The organism is Variovorax nivicola (assembly GCF_051216475.1).
In the GTDB taxonomy this organism is placed as follows: Bacteria; Pseudomonadota; Gammaproteobacteria; order Burkholderiales; family Burkholderiaceae_C; genus Variovorax.
This window is the reverse complement of sequence record NZ_JBPJZK010000001.1, coordinates 985,752-1,004,939: the sequence shown is the minus strand read 5'-3', so window position 1 is coordinate 1,004,939 and position 19,188 is coordinate 985,752. Positions and strand designations below refer to the sequence as shown.

The following is a 19,188-nucleotide window of genomic DNA, read 5'->3' as shown; positions in this document are numbered from 1 at the left end:
AATGAACTACAAAAAATACGAAGAGAATGATTTGTTGAATTATTTGTTGGGCTATGCGGCCATTGAGAATTTTTACATTACTTGTTTGGGTGCATCAGATGCTGAGTCGCTTAACTATTTTGATTCAACGGGAAAGACGTGGTATCTCATGGAGGATGATGAGATTTTGATCCACGATGCCATAGAATTCTTAAAATCCAAAGGCACTCCCATTTTTTACAATGTAGATCTTTTAAGGGATTTTGAAAAATCAAAGGCAGATTCAAATAAATAATTTGCTATCCTGTCTCGAAGAAACCGCCCCTGCGCGCGGCTTCTTCTCGGGTAGCAGCTAAGAAGAAATAAAAAACCCTCACCACCACCGCAGCCGCTCAGGTGGAGGTTCATGGGGGTTGCTACTGACGGCATTGGCTGCTCTATGCTGAGCCAGCACCGTCTCCAGCATCTCGCTGACGAATCGTTGGCGAGTTCGGTTTGGGGTTTGGGCTAGCTAGGCGATGGCCTCGATCTGCTGCCGCTGGAGCGCCGGGCCCGCGCCTAGAGTGTTCGTGCGCGCATCTACATCTGCGCCAGCCAAGGGTACAACATGATTCCAGCCCGAAATCGTGCTCATTCGATAGCTGCATACAAGCATAAAGCCCCCTTCGCGCAGTCGGAAATGCTAAACAAGTCGCAGCCGCCGTGGACATGTTGGCTTGGGACGCTACTCGGCTGATCTCGAAAGGCGAGGCCTTCTCAATAATCTCCCTGCTCCTCGTTGCCGACGACTTCTCCCCATGTACATGACGATGCTGTTGAACCATATCCGCGCAGTTAAAAGCTGGGGGGAGAGGTATGCAGCTCAAAGCTCGATTGACGTCGAGTCTTTCCAGATGGAAGTGAAGGCAAGGAATCGCTACTTCACCTTGCAGCCCCAGTTCCGCGCACGCATCGATGGCCAGTTGCTCAACGTCAGCAAGATCTCGAACCAGGCAACCGGCTTTCTGGGCTGGCTGCCCTACGCACCGGTGCAGTGGGCCCTGTCGACCGACAAACTGCTGTTCAAGGCCCACATGGTCGAGCACGGCCTTCGCACGCCTGCGTGGTGGATTGCCCCGCAGCAGCCCGATCAGGACTACATCGTCAAGGGCTCCAGAGGCTCCTTCGGCTTGCACATCACGGGGCCGTTTCGGGCCGGGGTTGCCTTGCCTGAAGTGGCCGCCAGCGCGTCGCCCTCGCCGGAGACCCGGTACGCCGAACAGTTCATCCAGGGCGTGAACCTCAAGCTGTGGATCTGGGGGCGCACCATCTTCCATGCGCACGCCTATCCGTATCCCACAGTCACCGGCAATGGCGTCCATTGCATCGACGAGCTCATCGAGCTATTGGCCCAGGCCCAGTCCCCCCGGATGCCTCGTCCTGCGGGGGATGGGGAGGCGATCGCAAGTTCACTGGCTCACCAAGGGTTCACTCGAGACGAAGTGCTCCCCAGCGGAGTCACTGGCTGGCTCGATTTCCGCTACGGACGCGACTACGAATCTCCCCGTACGACGGAGGTTGCAGACAACGATTTGCCCCAGCTGTCCGAAGCGCTTCTTGCGCAAGCCAGACTCGCGGCCGAAGCGCTCGCCGTCGATCTGGAGGCCAGGTTCTCGGCGCCCATTCTTTACTCGCTGGACGGTGTGGTCGACTCCCTCGGCAACGCGTGGTGGCTGGAAGTCAATTCGAACCCGACTCTGCCGCCTTCAGGCTACCCGCACGTCTTCTCGACATTGTTCGAGACATCGCCCATCTCATGAAATTTTCCGGGCTGTCATGGCCTGTCCACCCGCTTCGACGCTGATCGAAGTTCACCCCCAAGGAGAGTTCACTGTGCAACAACTTCAAAAAATGCAGCCCGCGGAGATCGCCGAGAGCAACGTGCTGCCGCTGAAGAGAGAGTCCGCCGCAGCCGTTCGCGAGATTGCCGCCACGGCGCATGCACCGGTGGTCGTGGGCAGCATCTACATCATCGGCGACGGCACCCCCGAGAACCCGCTGCGTATCAACGTCCCGGCGTTGACCTCGGCTATCATCAACTCGATGACGAGCGCGAATTTCATGGCGCTGCAAAACGGCATTGCAGCGAGCAATGGCTCCAGCGCCACGGGCAGCATCGGCGCCGGAGGGAGCTGATTGTTCCCCAACCCGGTCCACATGGTCGGCGGGGGCGTGGAGGTTTCAAGAACCTCCATGCCCGCCGAGTTGATCCAGAGCTGCTTCTCGGCCTTCGAGACCGAGGAGCTCGAGCTGTCCTTCGACATCTACTCCAACATAGGTGAAGAAGACAAGAGACTGCGCCGCTCCAAGGAACTCAAGCATCGCCAGCCGGAGCGGTTCGCGATGCTTTTCCAGATGCTGGACGAGTTCGTGCTTCAGTCGCTCCATGCGCGGGGTGAAGGGTATTCCGGCTCCGTGTCTCGAGAGCAATTCATGCTCTACAGCGACGGCGCGGGTGCGGGCCTGCATGTCGATGACCAGTTCAAGCCGCCCCGGCAGTTTGGCCGTGACAAGTACGTCATGCATTTGCTGAACCAGTTTGCGGGGCTGCTCTACATCAGCACCGACGATCTCGAAGGTGGAGAGCTGGTCTTTCCGGATCACGACATCTCCGTCAAGCCGCTGACCGGAACGCTGGTCGCCTTTCCATCGAACCATCTCTTTCCCCACCTGGTGACGCCCGTGACGAGGGGGAAGAGGATCGCCATCGCCAGGCACTACTATGTCAAAGATACGGCCGCTGTTTAACCCATGCTTCACGGTGTCCACACCGGACGGGCGCGACGGCATCCGGATTCGGCAGCTGGAGATCGCTGACCACCGACAGGCTATCCTCGACGCTTGGAAGAAGGACCCGACGCCTTCCAGGACGTACAACACCAACCATGGCCGCGAGCGCGGGCGCATGAGTTTCGACGTCGAGCTGCCGGCCAAGGACGCACTGGTCGACGTCGTCCGGCAGCAGGTGGAGGCGCTGGCGTCGCAGTACAACTATGCGGGCAGGAACGTCACCCTTGCGTCGAGCCAGATCCTGCTTTATTTCGAAGGCCCGGGCTGTCCCGTGCACTGCGACGATCAGGACCCTGCCGATCGGGACTACGGCCTGGGCACGGTGATGTTCAACTGGGCGAACCAGCTGGTGGCCTTGCTTTATCTCTCGACGGAAGGGCGGGACTTCGAGGGCGGCAAGCTGCACTTCCCCAACGCCGATTTGCATATCGATGCCGTGGCCGGCAAGCTCGTGACCTTTCCCGGTCATTTCAAATACAAGCATGGTGTCACCGCGATCCAGTCGGGCGCACGCAGCTTGCTGCAAACCACATGGCGGTTCGACCTGTGATTACCTACGCCGAATCCATTCAGAAGCCGGACGCTCCCATTTTTCAGAGGGCCTGCGCCTTGCCCCTGGATCTGTGCGTTGCGCACATCGAGGACCGACTGCAGGCGCGCGACTTCCGCGTGCATGAGGTCTATGGCCGCAACGGGGACTCGGTCGTCGATACGCAGTCTCGCGACAGCAAGGCGATCGTTCCGCGCCACGATGAGGAGCTTGCGTTCTTTATCTTCGAGGCGGTCCAGCAGTACTTCGAGCAGCACTTCCTGGCGCAGCCATCGGACAGTCTTGTTCTCGCGCAGCACGAGTTCTTTGCGTATACGCCGGGCATCGGCCTGAAGATGCATGCCGACGACCATGTGCTGAGGCCGGACGGCAGCGTGCTCACGCGGGATGTGCAGCGGGGGATCACGGCGATCCTGTATCTGAATTCGGATTTTGACGGCGGGGAGATTGACTTCCCTAAGCAGGGCCTCGAGCTGAGGCCGAGTGCCGGAATGCTGCTCATCTTTCCTTCCAACCGGAATTTTCCACACGAGGTCAAGCCGATCGTGAGAGGGCAGCGATTCTCGTATCAGCGCATCTACGGAATTCTGGATGGGCACACTGGGCGTTTTGAACTTTGAATGCACAGTTCAAACTCGCGCCCGGGGGCGGCAATCAGGGCTTCGCTCACTGTCAGAGGTCATGGGCTTCTACCTAGCGTGTTTCGCGAGCTCTTCCTTTGCTTGGTTGAGCCGCGCTGCGAGCGCGAAGCTGCCATTTCCCTCAACTGTTGATTTCCGCGCCTACGTGACCCACATTTCCGCTGACGCTTGATCCGTCCATATCCCCGAGCGCACTCCATCACATCCTGCGCATCGGCGTGCAGGAGTGGGTCAGTGCTCGATGGGGAAGAGGGCTTAAGGACCTAGGCCCTCATCCTCTGAAGACGGGGTTCTTTTAATCCGTTGGTCACTGGTTCGAATCCAGTACGTCCTACCAAATCTTCAAGAATCCCCGCCTGCCTTGTGCACGCGGGGATTTTTCTGCGCATGATCAAGCCAGGCCGTTCAGGTGCTCATAGAGGATCAAGACGCCGATCCCGATCAGCACGAGGCCGCCAATGATCTCCGCTCGCTTGCCGAGCACCGCGCCCAGCACGCGCCCCACCATCACACCGATGGTGACCATCGTGAAAGTCGCAAGGCCGATGGCCAGCGCCGTCCATGCGATGTTAACGTTGATGAAGGCCAGCCCGACGCCCACCGCCATCGCATCGATGCTTGTGGCAAAGCCGGTGATGGCGAGCGACCAGAAGGAGTTGCGGCTTGGCTTTTCGTCCGCCTCGTCCGCCTCGTCCGGCGCGCCGAAGCCCGACCAGATCATGCGCAACCCCAGCACGCTGAGGAGCGAGACCGCGATCCAGTGGTCCCATTGCGCGACGTAGCTCGCAGCGGCAAGGCCTGCCGCCCAGCCGATGACGGGAGTCAGCGCCTCGATGACGCCGAAGATGAGTCCGGTTCGCAGGGCTTCGCGCCAGGAGGGTTTGCGCAGGGCGGAGCCTTTGCCGACGGCCGCGGCGAAAGCATCCGTCGACATGGCGAATGCAAGAAGAATCGTGGAGGCGATGTTCATGTTGGAAGTAGCAAGCAAGGCCGGTTCAAGACGCCGCGGCGCACGAACCCGCCGGCCAATGCCGCGTTCATGCACCGCTGGTCTCGCCAACCTTTCGGCTGCTCACGCCACGGTCGCAAGGTGCGAACCGAGTATGTTGACGTGAGCGCTTCCGAAGTCCGGAAGCCGGCTACTCCCCAAGGGAGCCGCGATTCTAGGCGAAGCCCGGGCTCGAAGAAAACCGACAGGGAAGCCGATGGGTCTGCTACGATTTCCGTCCCGGGGAAACAGCCTCCCGGTCTGCAAAGTAAGACGGTGTCCCGTCCAAGCGCTGGCGACCCATAACGGAGCTATCCGTGGACACCGTACTGCCTGACGCCTCTCCTGCGCATTCCGCGCCCATCCAGCCCGTCTCCTTCGCCGAAGCATTCCGCTTCTGGCTCAAGCTCGGCTTCATCAGCTTCGGCGGTCCTGCCGGGCAGATCGCGATCATGCACACCGAGCTGGTCGAGCGCCGGCGCTGGATCAGCGAGAAGCGCTTTCTGCACGCGCTCAACTACTGCATGCTGCTGCCCGGCCCCGAAGCCCAGCAGCTGGCCACCTACATCGGCTGGCTGATGCACCGCACCTGGGGCGGCATCGTCGCCGGCGTGCTGTTCGTGCTGCCGTCGCTGTTCATCCTGATCGCGCTGTCCTGGATCTACATGGCGTACGGCAACGTGCCCGCGGTGGCCGGCATCTTCTACGGCATCAAGCCGGCCGTCACCGCGCTGGTGCTGCACGCGGCCCATCGCATCGGCACGCGGGCGTTGAAGAATCGGTGGATGTGGGGCATTGCGGGCGCAGCCTTCGTGGCCATCTTCGCCTTCGACACGCCGTTCCCGGCGATCGTGATCGGGGCCGCGCTGATCGGCCATTTCGGGGCGCGCCGGGCGCCGGGCGTGTTCGCACTGGGCGGCGGCCATGGCAGCGGCAATCAGGGCTACGGGCCGGCGCTGATCGACGACGACACGCCGACCCCCGCGCATGCCCGCTTCACGCGCGGCCGCCTTGCCAAGGTGCTGGCAGTGGGACTCGGCCTGTGGGCCCTGGCGATGGGTGTGCTCGTGGCCACGCAGGGCTGGCAGAGTGCACTGGCGCAGATGGGCTGGTTCTTCACCAAGGCCGCGCTGCTGACCTTCGGCGGTGCCTATGCGGTGCTCCCGTATGTGTACCAGGGGGCGGTCGAGCACTACCACTGGCTCAACGGCACGCAGATGATCGACGGCCTGGCGCTCGGCGAGACCACGCCCGGGCCGCTGATCATGGTGGTGGCCTTCGTCGGCTTCGTGGGCGGTTGGCTGCAGCAGGTCGCGGGGCCGGGCGCCTTGTTCATCGGCGGGGCGTTGGCGGCCACGGTGGTGACCTTCTTCACCTTTCTGCCGTCGTTCGTTTTCATCCTCGCCGGTGGGCCGCTGATCGAGGCCACGCACGGCAAGCTCGGGTTCACCGCGCCGCTGTCGGCCGTGACGGCCGCGGTGGTCGGCGTGATCTTGAACCTCGCGCTGTTCTTCGCGTACCACGTGCTGTGGCCGCAGGGTTTCGGTGGGCGCTTCGACGCGCTGTCCGCGGTCATCACGGTGGCGGCGGCCGTGGCGCTCTTTCGCTTCAAGGTCGGCGTGATGCCGCTGCTCGGCGCCTGCGCAGCCGTCGGGCTGCTGGCGACCCTGGTGCCCGGGCTGCGCTGAGGAGGCACCATGGACGCCATCGCACAACCCCTGCCGTTCGACCCCGCGACGATCCGCGGACTGTCAGCGAAGCTGCTCGGCAGCCATCACCAGAACAACTATGGCGGGGCCGTGAAGCGGCTCAATGCCATCCGCGCGCAGCTGGCAAAGGAGCCCGTTGCGGGCTTGGCCGGTTTTGAGCTCAACGGCCTCAAGCGCGAAGAGCTGATCGCCACCAATTCGATGCTGCTGCACGAGCTGTACTTCGGCAGTCTCGGTGGCGACGGCCAGACCATGGAGCCGGCCATGGAGCCGGCCATGGCGCTGGCCCTGGCCGCCAATTTCGGCAGCGTCGAGCGATGGCGGGAGGAATTCGTCGCCATGGGCAACGCGCTGGGCGGCGGCTCCGGCTGGGTGCTGCTGGTGTTCCAGCCGCGCGAAGGTACGCTGACCAACCAGTGGGCGGCCGATCACGCGCATGCGATTGCCGGTGGCGTGCCGATCCTTGCGCTGGACATGTACGAGCACGCCTATCACATGGACTTCGGCGCGGCGGCGGGCGCGTACGTCGATGCCTGCGTGGCCTGCATCGACTGGGCGCGCGTCTACGAGCGCTACCAGCTTGCGGTGCATGGCGCGAGCGAGCCTTTCGGCGCCGGGCAGCACGAGTTGGCCGGTGCCCTGGTGCTCGACGTGCGACGCGCGGGCGTCTTCGAGCGCACCCAGTCGCTGATTCCCGGCGCGCGCTGGCGCGACCCGGCCGCCGTTACCGACTGGTCGCGCGAGCTTCCGCGCGATCGCGAGGTCGTCGTCTACTGCGTCTACGGGCACGAAGTGGGCCGGTCCACGGCCATGCGGCTGCGTGCGGCCGGCGTGGATGCGCGCTACCTGCGCGGCGGGATCGACGGTTGGCAGGCGGCCGGCCGGCCGCTTGCCACGAAAGGAGACACGCCATGAAATGGATCACGCGCGAGCGCCCGAAGATCGACCGCATCGCCTGCCCGTGGCTGGTCTTGCGCTTCATCGACCGCGAGGCCGAGTTCCTGTACGTGCCGAAGACCGATGTGCTGCGCATCGCGGCCGAGGTAGGGGCCGTGCCGTATGACATTCCGGACGTCGAACTCAGCCACGTCGGCGAGTTGTGCAGCTTCGATGCATTCCTCGCGAAGTACCGGCTGACCGACCCGGCGCTCCAGACGCTGGCAACGATCGTGCGGGGTGCCGATACTTCGCGCCTCGACCTGGCGCCGCAGTCGGCCGGCCTGTACGCCATCTCGCTCGGGCTCTCGCGCGTCTTTGCCGATGACCACGAGATGCTGCGACACGGGCTGGTGATGTACGACGCGCTCTATGCCTGGTGCCGCGACGGCCAGGGCGAAACGCACAACTGGCCGCCGGTGATGGCCTGAGGTTTCTTCTTCAGTGCGCGCGGCAAGGTGTTGTCGATGCCCCGGGCAGCTGTGGCAGCCAGCACCGCAAATGAACGCAGCGCCGGCGTAGAGGCCGTCGCGCAATGCCGGGAGGTGGAAGAGGGGCACGTCTTCAGTCCTTCAAGAGCTGTCGCTGCAATCATGAAATGAAAAAAGCCCGCTGCTTCTACAGCAGCGGGCTCGACCGGTGCGACCCGGCACCGAGGCTCAGTCAGGCCTCTGGCGCCACCGCTCCCGGCAACGCCGGTTGTTCCGGTGGGCTCTCAGCGCTTTCTTCCTTCTGATGCCGCGCCGCGATGAACAGGTACATCGCAGGCACGACAAACAAGGTGAACAGCGTGCCGATCGACAGCCCGCTGAAGATCACGATGCCCATCGCCTTGCGCCCGGCCGCGCCGGCGCCCGAGGCAATGACCAGCGGCAGCACGCCGAACACCATTGCCGCGGTCGTCATCAGGATTGGCCGCAGCCGCGTGCCGGCCGCCTCGACGATGGCGTCGAGCTTGCTCAGTCCCTGCTTCTGCAGCCGGTTCGCCACCTCGACGATCAGAATGCCGTGCTTGCTGATGAGGCCCATCAGCGTGACCAGCCCCACCTGCGTGTAGATGTTCATCGAGGCGAAGCCCCAGAAGATGAAGATCATGGCGCCGAAGAGGGCCAGCGGCACCGACACCAGAATGACGACCGGGTCGCGGAAGCTCTCGAACTGCGCCGCCAGCGCCAGGAACACGATGATCAGCGCGAACAGGAAGGTGATGGCGAAGTTGCCCGACTCCTGCACGAACTGGCGCGACTGGCCCGAGTAGTCGACCGTGTAGCCGCTGGGCGCAAGCTGCTGCACCACGCCGCGCAGGTACTCCAGCGTTTCGCCCTGCGTGCCGCTGGGCACGCCCTGGATGGTCACGGAGTTGAGCTGCTGGAAGTGGTTCACCGTTTCGGGCTGCACCGTGTACTTCAGGCTCGCGACCGTGCTCGCCGGCACCACGCCGTTCGGGGTCTTGATGTAGAAATTGAGCACGTCCGACGGATTGAGCCGGTCGACCTGCTGCACCTGCGGGATCACCTTGTACGAGCGGCCCGAAATCGAGAAGTAGTTGACATACCCGCCGCCCAGCGCCGCGCCCATCGCGTTGCCCACGTCCTGCTGCGTGATGCCCAGCGTGGCGATCTTGTCGCGGTCGACCACCACGGTGGCCTGCGGCAAGTCGATCTTCAGGTCGGCGTCGATGTAGTAGAACTTTCCGTCCGCGCGCGCCTTGTCCATGATCTGCTGGGCGAGCGTGTTCAGGTTCTCGAAGGGTTCGGTCGTCTTGATGACGAACTGCACCGGCAGGCCCGAGGCGCCCGGCAGCGCCGGGAACTGGAAGGCCACGACCTTCGCGCCGGCAATGCCGTTCCAGCGGTTCTGCAGGTCGGCCTGGATCTCGTGCGCGCTGCGCGTGCGCTGGTCCCAGGGCTTGAGCAGCACGCCGGCAATGCCCGCGTTGGTGCTCGGCACGCCGGTGAGCTGGAACAGCTGCGCGTATTCGGGCGTGTCGTGCGCAACCTTGAAGATCTGGTCCGCATAGGTCTGCATCTGGTTGATGGTGGCCGTGGGCGCGCCCACCACCTGCGACAGCACGATGCCCTGGTCTTCCTCGGGTGCGAGCTCCGACTTCGACATCTTGAACATCACGAACAGCAGCGCCACGAGGATGGCGCCCATCACGATCATCACCGGCCAGGTCTTCAGCACGCCGCGCAATATGAGCTGGTAGCGGCGGTGCACGCGTTCGAAGGTGTGCTCGATGAAGGTCGCGAACTTGCCGGTGTCCTGCTCGGGCTTGAAGAAGCGCGAGCACATCATCGGCGACAGCGTGAGCGCGACCACGCCAGACACCACCACCGAGCCCGCGAGCGTGAACGCGAATTCGGTGAACAGCGACCCGGTCAGCCCGCCCTGGAAACCGATGGGCACGTACACCGCCACCAGCACCACCGTCATGGCAAGAATGGGCCCGCCCAGCTCGCGCGCCGCGAGCAGCGAAGCCTGCATTGGCGATTTGCCCTCCCGCATGTGCCGGTCGACGTTCTCCACCACGATGATCGCGTCGTCCACCACCAGCCCGATTGCCAGCACCAGCGCCAGCAGCGTGAGCAGGTTGATGGAGTAGCCCAGAACCAGCATCACGAAGAAGGTGCCGATCAGCGACAGCGGCATGGCAATTACCGGCACCACCACCGCGCGGAAGCTGCCCAGGAAGAGATAGATCACTACCGTCACGATGATCAGCGCCTCGACCAGCGTCTTGATCACTTCGCTGATGGAGGTGTTGATGAAGTCGGTCGAGTCGTAGACGATCTTCCCGGTCAGGCCCGTGGGCAACTGGGCCTGCAGGTCGGGGAACACGGTGCGCACCTGCTTGGCCACTTCGAGGATGTTGGCCTCGGGCGCAACCTTGATGCCGATGAACACCGAGCGCACGCCGTTGAAGGCCACGTTGAAGTCGTAGTTCTCCGAGCCGAGCGTGACGTTGGCCACGTCCTGCAGCCGCACGATGGCGCCGTTGCTGCTCTTCACCGACAGTTGCTTGAACTCGTCCACGCTGTGCAGCGAGGTACCGGCCGTGAGCGGCACGCTCACCATCTGGCCCTTGCTGGTGCCCACCGCCGCCAGGTAGTTGTTGGCGGCGAGCGCGGTGCTCACGTCGGTGGCGGTCACGCCGTAGGCGGCCATCTTCTGCGCGTCGAGCCAGGCCCGCAGCGCGAAGGTGCGCGCACCGAGGATTTCAGCGGTCTGCACGCCCGGAATGGCATTGAGCTTGGGCTGCACCACGCGCACCAGGAAGTCGGTCACGTTGTTGTTAGGCAGCGTGTCGCTGTAGAAGCCGATGTACATGGCATCGGTGGTCTGGCCCGTGGCCACCGTGAGCACCGGCTGCTGCGCCTGCGGCGGCAGCTGGTTGCGCACGGAGTTGACCTGCGTGTTGATCTCGGTCAGCGCGCGGTTCGAGTCGTAGTTCAGCCGCAGCGTGGCGGTGATGGTCGACACGCCCAGGCTGCTCGACGACGACAGGTAGTCGATGCCCTGCGCCTGCGACACGGCGGCTTCGAGTGGCTGCGTGATGAAGCCCGCGACCGTGGCCGCATCGGCGCCGTAGTAGGCGGTGCTGATGGTGACCACGCCGTTCTCGGTCTTCGGATACTGGTTGACCGGCAGGCCGGCCAGCGCGCGCAGCCCCAGCACCACGATCAGCAGGCTCACCACCATCGCCAGCACGGGCCGGCGGATGAAGATGTCGGTGAAGTTCATGCGGGCTGCCTCACTTTTCCTGCGGCGTCGGCGCCGCATCGTTGGTGGGCTGCACGCTGTTGTCCACCGTCACGGGCGAGCCGTTCTTCAGCTTGTTCTGTCCGCTGCTCACCACCACCTGGCCGGCTTTCAGCCCCTTGACGATGGAGATCTGGTCGCCGCGCGTCGGGCCGGTCTCGATGAAGACCTGCTCGGCGATGAGCTGCGGCTTGCCCGACGGGTTGGCCGCGGGGGCTGGCGTACCGGCAGCACCAGCAGCACCGGCCTTGGGTGGTTCGGCTTCCTTCACCACGTACACCGTGGAGCCGTACGGGTTGTAGGTAACGGCGGTGGAGGGCAGCGTCAGCTGCTCCTGCACGCCGCCGATGTCGATCTTCACGTTCGCGAACATGCCGGGCAGCAGCAGCAGCTTGGGGTTCGACACCGTGGCCTCGACCTGCACGTTGCGCGTGGTGGAATCCACCTTCGGGCTGATCGCGTTGATCTTGCCGCTGAAGCTCTGGCCCGGGAAGGTGTCGACCGACAGGTTCACCACCTGGCCCACCGCGAGGCCCGAGAGCTGCTGCTGCGGCAGCGAGAAGTCGGCGTAGATCGGGTCCAGCGTCTGCAGCGTCACGAGCTTGTCGCCCGCGTTCACGTACTGGCCCGGGTTCAGCGCGGTGATGCCGAGGCGGCCCGAGAAGGGCGCGCGGATCGACTTCTTCGCCACCACGGCGGCCTGCTGCTCGACCTGCGCGCGCTTGGCTTTCAGGTCGTTGACGTCGGCGTCGATCTGCGCCTGGCTCACGGCCTGTACCGCCAGCTGCGCCTGGTCGCGCTTGAGCACGGTGGCGGCCTGTGCTGCGGCGGCTTCGGCCGAATGCAGCAGGGCGATGTCGGAGTCGGCGTTGAGCTCGACCAGCAGTGCGCCGGCCTTCACGTCCTGACCGGACTTGAAATGCACCGTGCGCACCAAGCCCGCCACTTCGGTGCTGAGGTCGGCGCCGCGCACCGGGTTCAGCGTGCCGACCGCGGTGAACTGCGTCTGCCACTGCAGCTTCTGCACCTGGGCCGTCGACACGGTCTGCGGCGCCGGCTTGGGCACGGCCGCGATCAGCGCGCGGATTTGCATGAACTTGCCGAACGCGAGCACGGCGACCAGCAGCAGTACGCAGCCGATCATGATGATCATTCTCCGGGTCATAGGTAGGCTTTTCTTCGTGTTATTTGATGGAGGTGTTCGGTCAGTTCTGTGCGGCGGGCTGCGCCGCAGGCTGCTGCCCCGGTGCGATCACCGCATCGGCCAGCGCGCCTCGGTTCCACCAGCCGCCGCCGAGCGCCTGGAAGAGGGCGGCCGTGTCGGCATAGCGCGCGGCCTGCGCCTGCACCAGCGCGGTGTGCGTCTGCAGCCAGGCCTGCTGCGCGGTGAGCAGCGTGACGTAGCTCACCGCGCCGGCGCGGAACTGCGCGGTCGACAGGTCGAGCGACTGCCTTGCAAGCGATTCGGCCGTGGCCTGGGTCTGCAGCGCGACGGCGTCGAGTTCGAGCGCGCGCAAGGCATCGGCCACGTTCTGGAAGGCGCCGAGCACGGTGTTGCGGTACTGCGCCGCGGCCGAGTCGTAGGCCGCGACCGCCGCGCGCTGCTGTGCACGCAGGGCGCCGCCGTTGAAGAGCGGCTGCGTGAGCCCGGCGCCGATGTTCCACAGCGTGGTCGGGCCGGTGAACAGGTCGCGCGCCCGCAAGGCGCTGTTGCCGTAGCTGGCGCTCAGCTGGATCTGCGGATAGAGGTTGGCCGTGGCCACGCCGACTGCCGCGCTGGCCTGGTGCAGCTGCGCTTCGCTGGCACGCACGTCGGGGCGTTGGCGCGCAAGTTCGGAGGGCAGCGACACCGGAAGTGCCTGCGGCAGCGAGAGGCTTGCGAGGTCGAACTCGGGCAGGCCCGCTTCGGACGGCAGCCGGCCCGCGAACACCGCGAGCTGGTGGCGCGTTTGCGCGAGCGACTTCTCGATGGGCGGCACTGTGGCCTCCGTCTGCGCGACCTGCGTGCGCTGCTGCAGCACGATCGACTTCGCGATCGCGCCGGTGTCGAACTGCTTTTCGATCACGTTCAGCTGCTCGCGCTGCGCCTGCAGCACCTCGCGCACGGCCTGCAACTGCGCGCGCAGCGAGGCTTCGCGGATGGCGGTGGTGACGAGGTTCGAGGTCAGCGTGAGGTAGACCGCCTCGACCTGGTAGCGCTGCGCTTCCACAGCGGCCCGTTCGCCTTCGATCTGCCGGCGCGAGCCGCCGAACACGTCGAGGTTGTAGCTGACGTTGACCGAGGCGTTGTACAGCGTGAGCAGCTGGCCGCCCGGCACCTGTGTGCTGACTTCGGATGCGCGCTCGCGCTGCACGCCGAGTTGCCCTGTGACCTGCGGCCACAGCAGGTTGCCCGACTTGGCGTCATACGTGGCCTCGGCCTGGCGCAATGCTGCCTGCGCAGAAGCCAGCGTGGGGCTTTGCGCGAGCGAGGCCCGGATCAGCCGGTCGAGAGGCTCCGAACGGAACACGTCCCACCACTGGGCAGGGATGTCGCGTCCCGCCAGCAGCTCCTGGGCCTGGCCGGCCGGCACGTTCGCCTGTGCTGTGCGCGCAGGCACCGGTGCGGGCGTGTAGTCGGCGCCGCTGGCGGCGGCCGGCAGGTCGGGCGTCTTGAAGTCGGGGCCGACTGCACAGGCGCTCAACAGCAGCAGGACGGCGCCGAGCACGGCGCCATGGGCAGGCCGCCCTATTCGCCGGCGCGCGGAAGCCGCGCGCGGAGAACTGGGGGAACCCTCCAACGCATTGTTTTCTTGATTTGGCATGGGGCAGCGGTTGTACACCCGGAACGCCCGGGATACCTGACTTTTCTGAAGTCTCGTCGCCGCCACCCTGCATCGCGAGAGCGATGCGACGAAATTGGTATTACATGGCGCGAAGTGCGCGGGCGAGGCGTGAAACGCGGCCGCCCGCGGCGGGGTCTTTTTCTTTTCGCTACCGCCGAATCTGTTCCGCACGGGGCCCCGTATTGAAGACAGCCGCTGCCATTTCGTAGTGGTCGGTCATTCATTCAACCAGGAGCATCTTCATGCAGCGCAAACTTCATCGCCTCGCCGCCGTTTCTCTCGCCATCGCACTGTCCGCCGGCGCGGTCTCGGCCCTCGCGGCTTCGGTCATGGTGGGCGGCGCGCCGATGCTGCCGACCAAGGACATCATTGACAACGCCGTCAACTCCAAGGACCACACGACGCTGGTTGCAGCCGTCAAGGCCGCGGGCTTGGTCGACACGCTCAAGGGCCCGGGTCCGTTCACCGTGTTCGCGCCGACCAATGAGGCCTTCGCCGCACTGCCGGCCGGCACCGTCGACACCCTGCTCAAGCCCGAGAGCAAGGACGCCCTGACCGGCGTGCTGACCTACCACGTGGTGGCCGGCAAGCTCGACGCAGCCGCGCTGAAGAAGGAGATCAAGGCCGGCAAGGGCTCGGCCGAACTCAAGACCGTGGCAGGCGGCACGCTCGTAGCCAAGGAAAAGGGCGGCAAGATCACCCTCACCGACGAGAAAGGCGGCACCGCCACGGTGACGATTCCCAACGTCTACCAGTCGAACGGCGTGATCCACGTGGTCAACAAGGTGCTCCTCCCCAAATAAGCGCGGCGGTGCCGCTCCCTTCCAGAAACACCGAGGAACCGGCTCCGCCGGGCCTCAGGTGTTGCCCCCGGTAGGGGGAAGGAGAAGCGACACGAAGTGCGCGCAGCCTGGGGGCGAGCAACAAGTGTTCAAAAAAAAGCCCGCACGAGGCGGGCTTGAAGGTGACCTGCTGGAGGAGGGAGGATCAGAGGATGCAGGCCACAGGGAGAGACATGAATATCGCCTGTGAACCTGCACGCAACCTGACCTTGCTGGAATCTTGTTCCAGGCTCATTCCTCGCTAATTCTTTGCCCGTCTTCGCTCAGTCTTCGTCTTCCCATTTGCCGACGACGGTACCCAGCACGGTGAAGGCCTCGCGCACCGGCTCGTGCTTCGGGTTCAGCGGCAGAAGCCATCGACGGCCGTCGTCTTCCTTGTAGACCTTGAAGGTGACCTCTCCGCTGTCCTCGAGCTTCGCGATGATGCGTTCGCCGTCCTCGGGCTTCCTCAGCGACGTATCGACGAACACGATCGACTCTGCGGGATAGCTCTTCAGATGGCCGCTGGACGCGGTCATGCTGTCGCCGCGCACGCGCAAGGCGTAGCTCTGGAGGCTGTGGTGGGCGATGCAGGGAATCCAGCGCTCGGCACGCGGCTGTTGCGAGACCTCGTGGCTGTCCCAGTTGGCGGCATCCGCCCAGGAAATGAGCGGCACGGTGCCGGGCGTGCGGGGCGAGAACGACGGAATCAACGGCGCTATGTGCGTCACCCGGTAGGGGCCCGGCGGCTCATTGGCCTTGTCGCGGGCCTGGCGGATCTGGTCTTCGTCCCAGGGCGCGGGGCCGTCGCCGGTGTCGAGCCAGTTCGGATCGGCGCGGTAGGCGCGTGCCAGTGCGAGCACGCTCATCGACCGGCTGACGTCCCCCCGCTCGATCTTGGAAATGCTGGACTGTTTGACGCCGGAAGCCGCTTCGGCCTGCTTCTGGGTCATCTTGGCGAATTTGCGCGCGGCCAATGCGCGTGTGGCAATGCTCTCCATCGGTTGGGGATTTAAGCCCAAACGAATATTCTTCCCAAACTCTAGAATATTAAAAACAGGGAGTAATGCCATGAAGCCACGCGAGTTGGTGCTGGCGCTGAGGGCCATGGGGCTCACGCAGAAGCAGATCGAACAAAGAACCGGTATTCCGCAGCCAACGGTCAGCAAGATCGGCCTGGGGAGGGTGGGCGACGTCATGTCGCGCCACTACCTCGCGCTGCTGGCCGCCTACGAGCAGCGGGTGAAAGAAGAAGCGCTCAAGCCCGCGCCGCAGGTCTTTCGCCAGCCATCGATCAATGAATAGGCCGTGCGCCGCGGACGATTGCCGTCGGGCCTGTGGCTCGACCGCGCGCTGTGCGTGCTGGTGGCGCTGCTGTCCCTGGTGGGGCTGGTTGTCGGGCTGATTGCGGCGCGGCCGGCCATCGCCGGCGGTGGCTGCTTCGGGCTGGTCTGCGCGGCGTGGGCGGCGCAGGTGCTGTTCGACCGCGAGGCGCTCAGGCGCTCGCGTGCGCTTCGGGCGGCGCGAGAGCGAGGGTGGAGCTGACGCGCACGCAGTCCTTGATGTGCTGCTCGCCCAGCGCGCGCAGCGCCGCATAGCCGAGCGCAGCCGACACGATCTGCCCGGCAATGGGCACGTACTTGGTCGCCTGCTTGGCGGTGAGGCGCACGCCCGCGTGCTTGGCCAGCCGGAGCAGCAGGTCGCGCGTGACGAGCCGCCCGACCAGCAGGGCACCGACGGTGGTCGCAGCCTTCTGGATGCGCTCGCGCTGGTGCGGCGCGAGCTTTTCGACCTGGGTGACCGAGAGGCCGAATTCCGCGCTGATCTGCGGCACCAGCCGCGAGAGCAGCGCGGCGTCGGCCATCCAGTCGATGCCGGGCAGGGGCACGGCGCTGGCCGCGGCCGCCATCAGCGCCTTGCGGGTGATGAGGCGGCGGCTGCGGTGCACGGCGGCGATGAGTTTTTCGTCACCCCGGGCCAGTTCGATTGCAGACGGCATCCAGCGGCTCCCTTGTTGTCGGCTTCCAGGCTCGTTCAGGCCGCGAGCGCTTCCAGCTGGTCCGATAGGGCCAGCCAGCGCTCTTCGAGGCGGCCGATTTCATCGTTGAGCGCCTTCAGCCGCTTGCCGGCTTCGGCGATCTCGGCGGGAGGCAGCGGTTGCGCCAGGCGTGCCTCGAGCGCGGTGCGCTCGGTGCCGGCCGCGGCCAGGCGCTCGTCGATCTGGGCGATCTCGCGCTTGATCGGCTTGGCCTGGTCGCTGCGCTGCTGGCGCTCCTGGGCGTCCTGCTTGCGCTGCTGCGGGGCGGCGGGCGCTGCCACCGGCACAGCAGCGGCCGCAGCCGCCGCGCTGACGGCCGCCTCGCGCACGGCCACCTTGGCCTCTTCGCGCAGGCGCTTGGCTTCGTCGAGCAGGTAGCGCTGGTAGTCGTCCAGGTCGCCGTCGAAATCGCCGACCACGCCGCGGCCCACCAGCCAGAACTCGTCGCACACCGAGCGCAGAAGCGCACGGTCGTGGCTCACCAGCATCAGCGTGCCTTCGAACTCGTTGAGCGCCACGGCCAGCGCCTCGCGGGTCGCCAGGTCCAGGTGGTTGGTAGGTTCGTCGAGCAGCAGCAGGTTGGGGCGCTGCCACACCATCATTGCCAGCACCAGGCGGGCCTTTTCGCCGCCGCTCATGGTGCCCACGGCTTGCTTGACCATGTCGCCGCTGAAGTTGAAGCTGCCGAGGAAGCCGCGCAGCGCCTGCTCGCCAGTGGCTTCCTTCACGCTGCTGCCCAGCTCGCGCGCCATGCGCACCATGTGTTCGAGCGGGGTGTCTTGCGGGCGCAGAACGTCGAGTTCCTGCTGCGCGAAGTAGCCGATGTTCAGGCCCTTACCCTCGGTCACTTGACCGGCCAGCGCACCCATTTCGCGCGCAATGGTCTTCACCAGCGTCGACTTGCCCTGGCCGTTGGCGCCCAGGATGCCGATGCGCTGACCCGCCAGCACCGAGCGGCTCACGCCGCGCAGAATGGTCTTGGGCTCTTCGTTCTCGATCTCATAGCCGAAGCTGGCATTGCTGATCGACAGCATCGGGTTAGGGATGTTGCCCGGCTCCTTGAATTCGAAGGTGAAGTCGGCCTCGGCCAGCAGCGGCGCCACGCGCTCCATGCGCTCCAGCGCCTTGACCCGGCTTTGCGCCTGCTTGGCCTTGCTGGCCTTGGCCTTGAAGCGGTCGATGAACTTCTGCAGGTGGGCGATCTTGTCCTGCTGCTTGCTGAAGGCAACCTGCTGCTGCTCCATCTGCAGAGCGCGCATGTCCTCGAACTTGCTGTAGTTGCCGCCGTAGCGCGTGAGCTGGGCGTTGGCGATGTGCAGGGTGACGTCGGTCACGGCGTCGAGAAACTCTCGGTCGTGGCTGATGACGATCATGGTGCCCGGGTACTTCTGCAGCCAGGCTTCGAGCCACACCAGCGCGTCCAAGTCCAGGTGATTGGTGGGTTCGTCGAGCAGCAGCAGGTCGCTCGGGCACATCAGCGCGCGGGCCAGCTGAAGGCGCATGCGCCAGCCGCCGGAGAAGCTGTTGACGGGCTCGTCGAGCTCGTGCGACTTGAAGCCCAGTCCCAGGATGAGCGCCTGCGCGCGCGGCACGGCGTCGTGCTCGCCGGCGTCGGCCAGGTCGGTGTAGGCGTGGGCGAGTTCCATGCCGATGTCGGCGTCGTCGGGGTTCTCGGTGTAGGCGGCCTCGATGGCGGCCAGCGACTCGCGCAGCTCGGTCAGGCGGGTGTCGCCGCCCACCACGAAGTCGGTTGCCGACTCTTCGGTTTCGGGCATGTTCTGCGCCACCTGGGCCATGCGCCAATGCTTGGGAACGGAGAAATCGCCGCCGTCTTCGTGCAGCGTGCCGTTGAGCAGGGCGAACAGGGTCGACTTGCCGGCGCCGTTGCGACCCACCAGGCCGACCTTTTCGCCGGGGTTGAGGGTGACGGTAGCGCCGTCGAGCAGAACCTTGGCGCTGCGGCGAAGAATGACGTTTTTGAGAGTAATCATGAAAGAGGAACCGTAGGGGCGATTATCCCGTCCGTCCTTTGCGGCCCGGCGAAAGGGGGCAAAAGCGCAGGGGAAAGGCGCGTGAGGCGCGGGAAATGGCCCGGTGAATGGGGTTTCGC

The 19,188-nt window shown here is 65.0% G+C and carries 19 protein-coding genes and 1 riboswitch; of the genes, 12 read left to right on the top strand and 7 right to left on the bottom strand.

Going from position 1 to position 19,188, the window contains the following annotated elements; genetic code table 11:
- Position 1 precedes the first annotated feature (1 nt).
- The 6 genes from ACSFBF_RS04725 (at position 2) to ACSFBF_RS04700 (ending at position 3,978) form a co-directional block, all read left to right on the top strand.
- Positions 2-274 carry a hypothetical protein gene (locus ACSFBF_RS04725; RefSeq protein WP_435465161.1) on the top strand — a complete coding sequence of 91 codons (273 nt, stop codon included), beginning with the start codon at positions 2-4 and terminating at the stop codon, positions 272-274.
- Positions 275-776: 502 nt separating this feature from the next.
- On the top strand, positions 777-1,778 hold the full coding sequence (locus ACSFBF_RS04720) for a D-alanine--D-alanine ligase (RefSeq protein ID WP_435465160.1): 1,002 nt from the start codon (positions 777-779) through the stop codon (positions 1,776-1,778).
- Between the two features lie 73 nt (positions 1,779-1,851).
- Positions 1,852-2,154, top strand: coding sequence for a hypothetical protein (locus tag ACSFBF_RS04715; RefSeq protein ID WP_435465158.1), 303 nt, complete (start codon positions 1,852-1,854; stop codon positions 2,152-2,154).
- A gap of 57 nt (positions 2,155-2,211) precedes the next feature.
- Positions 2,212-2,766, top strand: coding sequence for a 2OG-Fe(II) oxygenase (locus tag ACSFBF_RS04710; RefSeq protein WP_435465157.1), 555 nt, complete (start codon positions 2,212-2,214; stop codon positions 2,764-2,766).
- 13 nt (positions 2,767-2,779) lie between these two features.
- Positions 2,780-3,358 carry a 2OG-Fe(II) oxygenase family protein gene (locus ACSFBF_RS04705; RefSeq protein WP_435465155.1) on the top strand — a complete coding sequence of 193 codons (579 nt, stop codon included), beginning with the start codon at positions 2,780-2,782 and terminating at the stop codon, positions 3,356-3,358.
- Positions 3,355-3,978 carry a 2OG-Fe(II) oxygenase family protein gene (locus ACSFBF_RS04700; protein WP_435465153.1) on the top strand — a complete coding sequence of 208 codons (624 nt, stop codon included), beginning with the start codon at positions 3,355-3,357 and terminating at the stop codon, positions 3,976-3,978. The genes ACSFBF_RS04705 and ACSFBF_RS04700 overlap by 4 nt, the downstream gene beginning before the upstream one ends.
- A 412-nt stretch (positions 3,979-4,390) precedes the next feature.
- On the opposite strand, the gene mntP is transcribed toward ACSFBF_RS04700, so the two are convergent.
- Positions 4,391-4,969 (bottom strand): manganese efflux pump MntP, encoded by a 579-nt coding sequence (gene mntP / locus ACSFBF_RS04695; RefSeq protein ID WP_435458122.1) that lies wholly within the window; start codon positions 4,967-4,969, stop codon positions 4,391-4,393.
- A 14-nt stretch (positions 4,970-4,983) separates the two neighbouring features.
- Positions 4,984-5,154: riboswitch (yybP-ykoY riboswitch) on the bottom strand.
- 150 nt (positions 5,155-5,304) lie between these two features.
- Here mntP and chrA point away from each other — a divergent pair.
- Genes chrA through ACSFBF_RS04680 form a run of 3 tightly spaced genes read left to right on the top strand, consistent with a single transcriptional unit; the run spans position 5,305 to position 8,063 of the window.
- A complete protein-coding gene (gene chrA / locus ACSFBF_RS04690) occupies positions 5,305-6,675 on the top strand; it encodes a chromate efflux transporter (RefSeq protein ID WP_435465151.1) in 1,371 nt (456 codons plus the stop codon).
- A gap of 9 nt (positions 6,676-6,684) precedes the next feature.
- Positions 6,685-7,611, top strand: a complete 927-nt coding sequence (locus ACSFBF_RS04685) for a Fe-Mn family superoxide dismutase (RefSeq protein WP_435465149.1) — start codon at positions 6,685-6,687, stop codon at positions 7,609-7,611.
- Complete coding sequence (locus tag ACSFBF_RS04680) at positions 7,608-8,063, top strand: chromate resistance protein ChrB domain-containing protein (RefSeq protein ID WP_435465147.1); 456 nt, start codon at positions 7,608-7,610, stop codon at positions 8,061-8,063. Before ACSFBF_RS04685 ends, ACSFBF_RS04680 begins: the two co-directional genes overlap by 4 nt.
- A gap of 232 nt (positions 8,064-8,295) precedes the next feature.
- On the opposite strand, the gene ACSFBF_RS04675 is transcribed toward ACSFBF_RS04680, so the two are convergent.
- Genes ACSFBF_RS04675 through ACSFBF_RS04665 form a run of 3 tightly spaced genes read right to left on the bottom strand, consistent with a single transcriptional unit; the run spans position 8,296 to position 14,102 of the window.
- A complete protein-coding gene (locus tag ACSFBF_RS04675) occupies positions 8,296-11,376 on the bottom strand; it encodes an efflux RND transporter permease subunit (RefSeq protein WP_435465146.1) in 3,081 nt (1,026 codons plus the stop codon).
- 10 nt (positions 11,377-11,386) lie between these two features.
- Entirely contained in the window at positions 11,387-12,547 is a 1,161-nt protein-coding gene (locus tag ACSFBF_RS04670; protein ID WP_435465145.1) for an efflux RND transporter periplasmic adaptor subunit, read from the bottom strand.
- 52 nt (positions 12,548-12,599) lie between these two features.
- The gene (locus ACSFBF_RS04665) at positions 12,600-14,102 is read right to left on the bottom strand and encodes an efflux transporter outer membrane subunit (protein WP_435465144.1); all 1,503 of its coding nucleotides are present in this window, start codon (positions 14,100-14,102) and stop codon (positions 12,600-12,602) included.
- Between the two features lie 359 nt (positions 14,103-14,461).
- Between ACSFBF_RS04665 and ACSFBF_RS04660 the strand changes: the two genes are divergently transcribed.
- Positions 14,462-15,022 carry a fasciclin domain-containing protein gene (locus tag ACSFBF_RS04660; protein WP_435465143.1) on the top strand — a complete coding sequence of 187 codons (561 nt, stop codon included), beginning with the start codon at positions 14,462-14,464 and terminating at the stop codon, positions 15,020-15,022.
- A gap of 302 nt (positions 15,023-15,324) precedes the next feature.
- Here ACSFBF_RS04660 and ACSFBF_RS04655 read toward each other — a convergent pair whose 3' ends face one another.
- Positions 15,325-16,041, bottom strand: coding sequence for a helix-turn-helix domain-containing protein (locus ACSFBF_RS04655; RefSeq protein WP_258355096.1), 717 nt, complete (start codon positions 16,039-16,041; stop codon positions 15,325-15,327).
- 70 nt (positions 16,042-16,111) lie between these two features.
- Here ACSFBF_RS04655 and ACSFBF_RS04650 point away from each other — a divergent pair, with 70 nt between their 5' ends.
- Complete coding sequence (locus ACSFBF_RS04650) at positions 16,112-16,345, top strand: helix-turn-helix domain-containing protein (protein ID WP_435465142.1); 234 nt, start codon at positions 16,112-16,114, stop codon at positions 16,343-16,345.
- Between the two features lie 3 nt (positions 16,346-16,348).
- Entirely contained in the window at positions 16,349-16,585 is a 237-nt protein-coding gene (locus ACSFBF_RS04645; protein ID WP_435465141.1) for a hypothetical protein, read from the top strand.
- Here the strand turns inward: ACSFBF_RS04645 and ACSFBF_RS04640 are convergent.
- Together ACSFBF_RS04640 and ACSFBF_RS04635 are read right to left on the bottom strand one after the other, a co-directional pair.
- On the bottom strand, positions 16,536-17,039 hold the full coding sequence (locus ACSFBF_RS04640; protein WP_435465140.1) for a hypothetical protein: 504 nt from the start codon (positions 17,037-17,039) through the stop codon (positions 16,536-16,538). The two genes, ACSFBF_RS04645 and ACSFBF_RS04640, sit on opposite strands and share 50 nt — an antisense overlap.
- Positions 17,040-17,074: 35 nt before the next feature.
- On the bottom strand, positions 17,075-19,069 hold the full coding sequence (locus ACSFBF_RS04635) for an ABC-F family ATP-binding cassette domain-containing protein (protein ID WP_435465139.1): 1,995 nt from the start codon (positions 19,067-19,069) through the stop codon (positions 17,075-17,077).
- Positions 19,070-19,188 lie beyond the last annotated feature (119 nt).

What these genes read in the sequence shown, in the direction of transcription:
- ACSFBF_RS04720 (WP_435465160.1), top strand. Translation starts at nt 777, where the DNA reads ATGTACATGACGATGCTGTTGAACCATATCCGCGCAGTTAAAAGCTGG.
- ACSFBF_RS04685 (WP_435465149.1), top strand. Translation starts at nt 6,685, where the DNA reads ATGGACGCCATCGCACAACCCCTGCCGTTCGACCCCGCGACGATCCGC.
- ACSFBF_RS04680 (WP_435465147.1), top strand. Translation starts at nt 7,608, where the DNA reads ATGAAATGGATCACGCGCGAGCGCCCGAAGATCGACCGCATCGCCTGC.
- ACSFBF_RS04675 (WP_435465146.1), bottom strand. Translation starts at nt 11,376, where the DNA reads ATGAACTTCACCGACATCTTCATCCGCCGGCCCGTGCTGGCGATGGTG.
- ACSFBF_RS04650 (WP_435465142.1), top strand. Translation starts at nt 16,112, where the DNA reads ATGAAGCCACGCGAGTTGGTGCTGGCGCTGAGGGCCATGGGGCTCACG.
- ACSFBF_RS04660 (WP_435465143.1), top strand. Translation starts at nt 14,462, where the DNA reads ATGCAGCGCAAACTTCATCGCCTCGCCGCCGTTTCTCTCGCCATCGCA.
- ACSFBF_RS04670 (WP_435465145.1), bottom strand. Translation starts at nt 12,547, where the DNA reads ATGATCATCATGATCGGCTGCGTACTGCTGCTGGTCGCCGTGCTCGCG.
- ACSFBF_RS04635 (WP_435465139.1), bottom strand. Translation starts at nt 19,069, where the DNA reads ATGATTACTCTCAAAAACGTCATTCTTCGCCGCAGCGCCAAGGTTCTG.
- ACSFBF_RS04710 (WP_435465157.1), top strand. Translation starts at nt 2,212, where the DNA reads ATGCCCGCCGAGTTGATCCAGAGCTGCTTCTCGGCCTTCGAGACCGAG.
- ACSFBF_RS04640 (WP_435465140.1), bottom strand. Translation starts at nt 17,039, where the DNA reads ATGCCGTCTGCAATCGAACTGGCCCGGGGTGACGAAAAACTCATCGCC.
- ACSFBF_RS04725 (WP_435465161.1), top strand. Translation starts at nt 2, where the DNA reads ATGAACTACAAAAAATACGAAGAGAATGATTTGTTGAATTATTTGTTG.
- mntP (WP_435458122.1), bottom strand. Translation starts at nt 4,969, where the DNA reads ATGAACATCGCCTCCACGATTCTTCTTGCATTCGCCATGTCGACGGAT.
- ACSFBF_RS04655 (WP_258355096.1), bottom strand. Translation starts at nt 16,041, where the DNA reads ATGGAGAGCATTGCCACACGCGCATTGGCCGCGCGCAAATTCGCCAAG.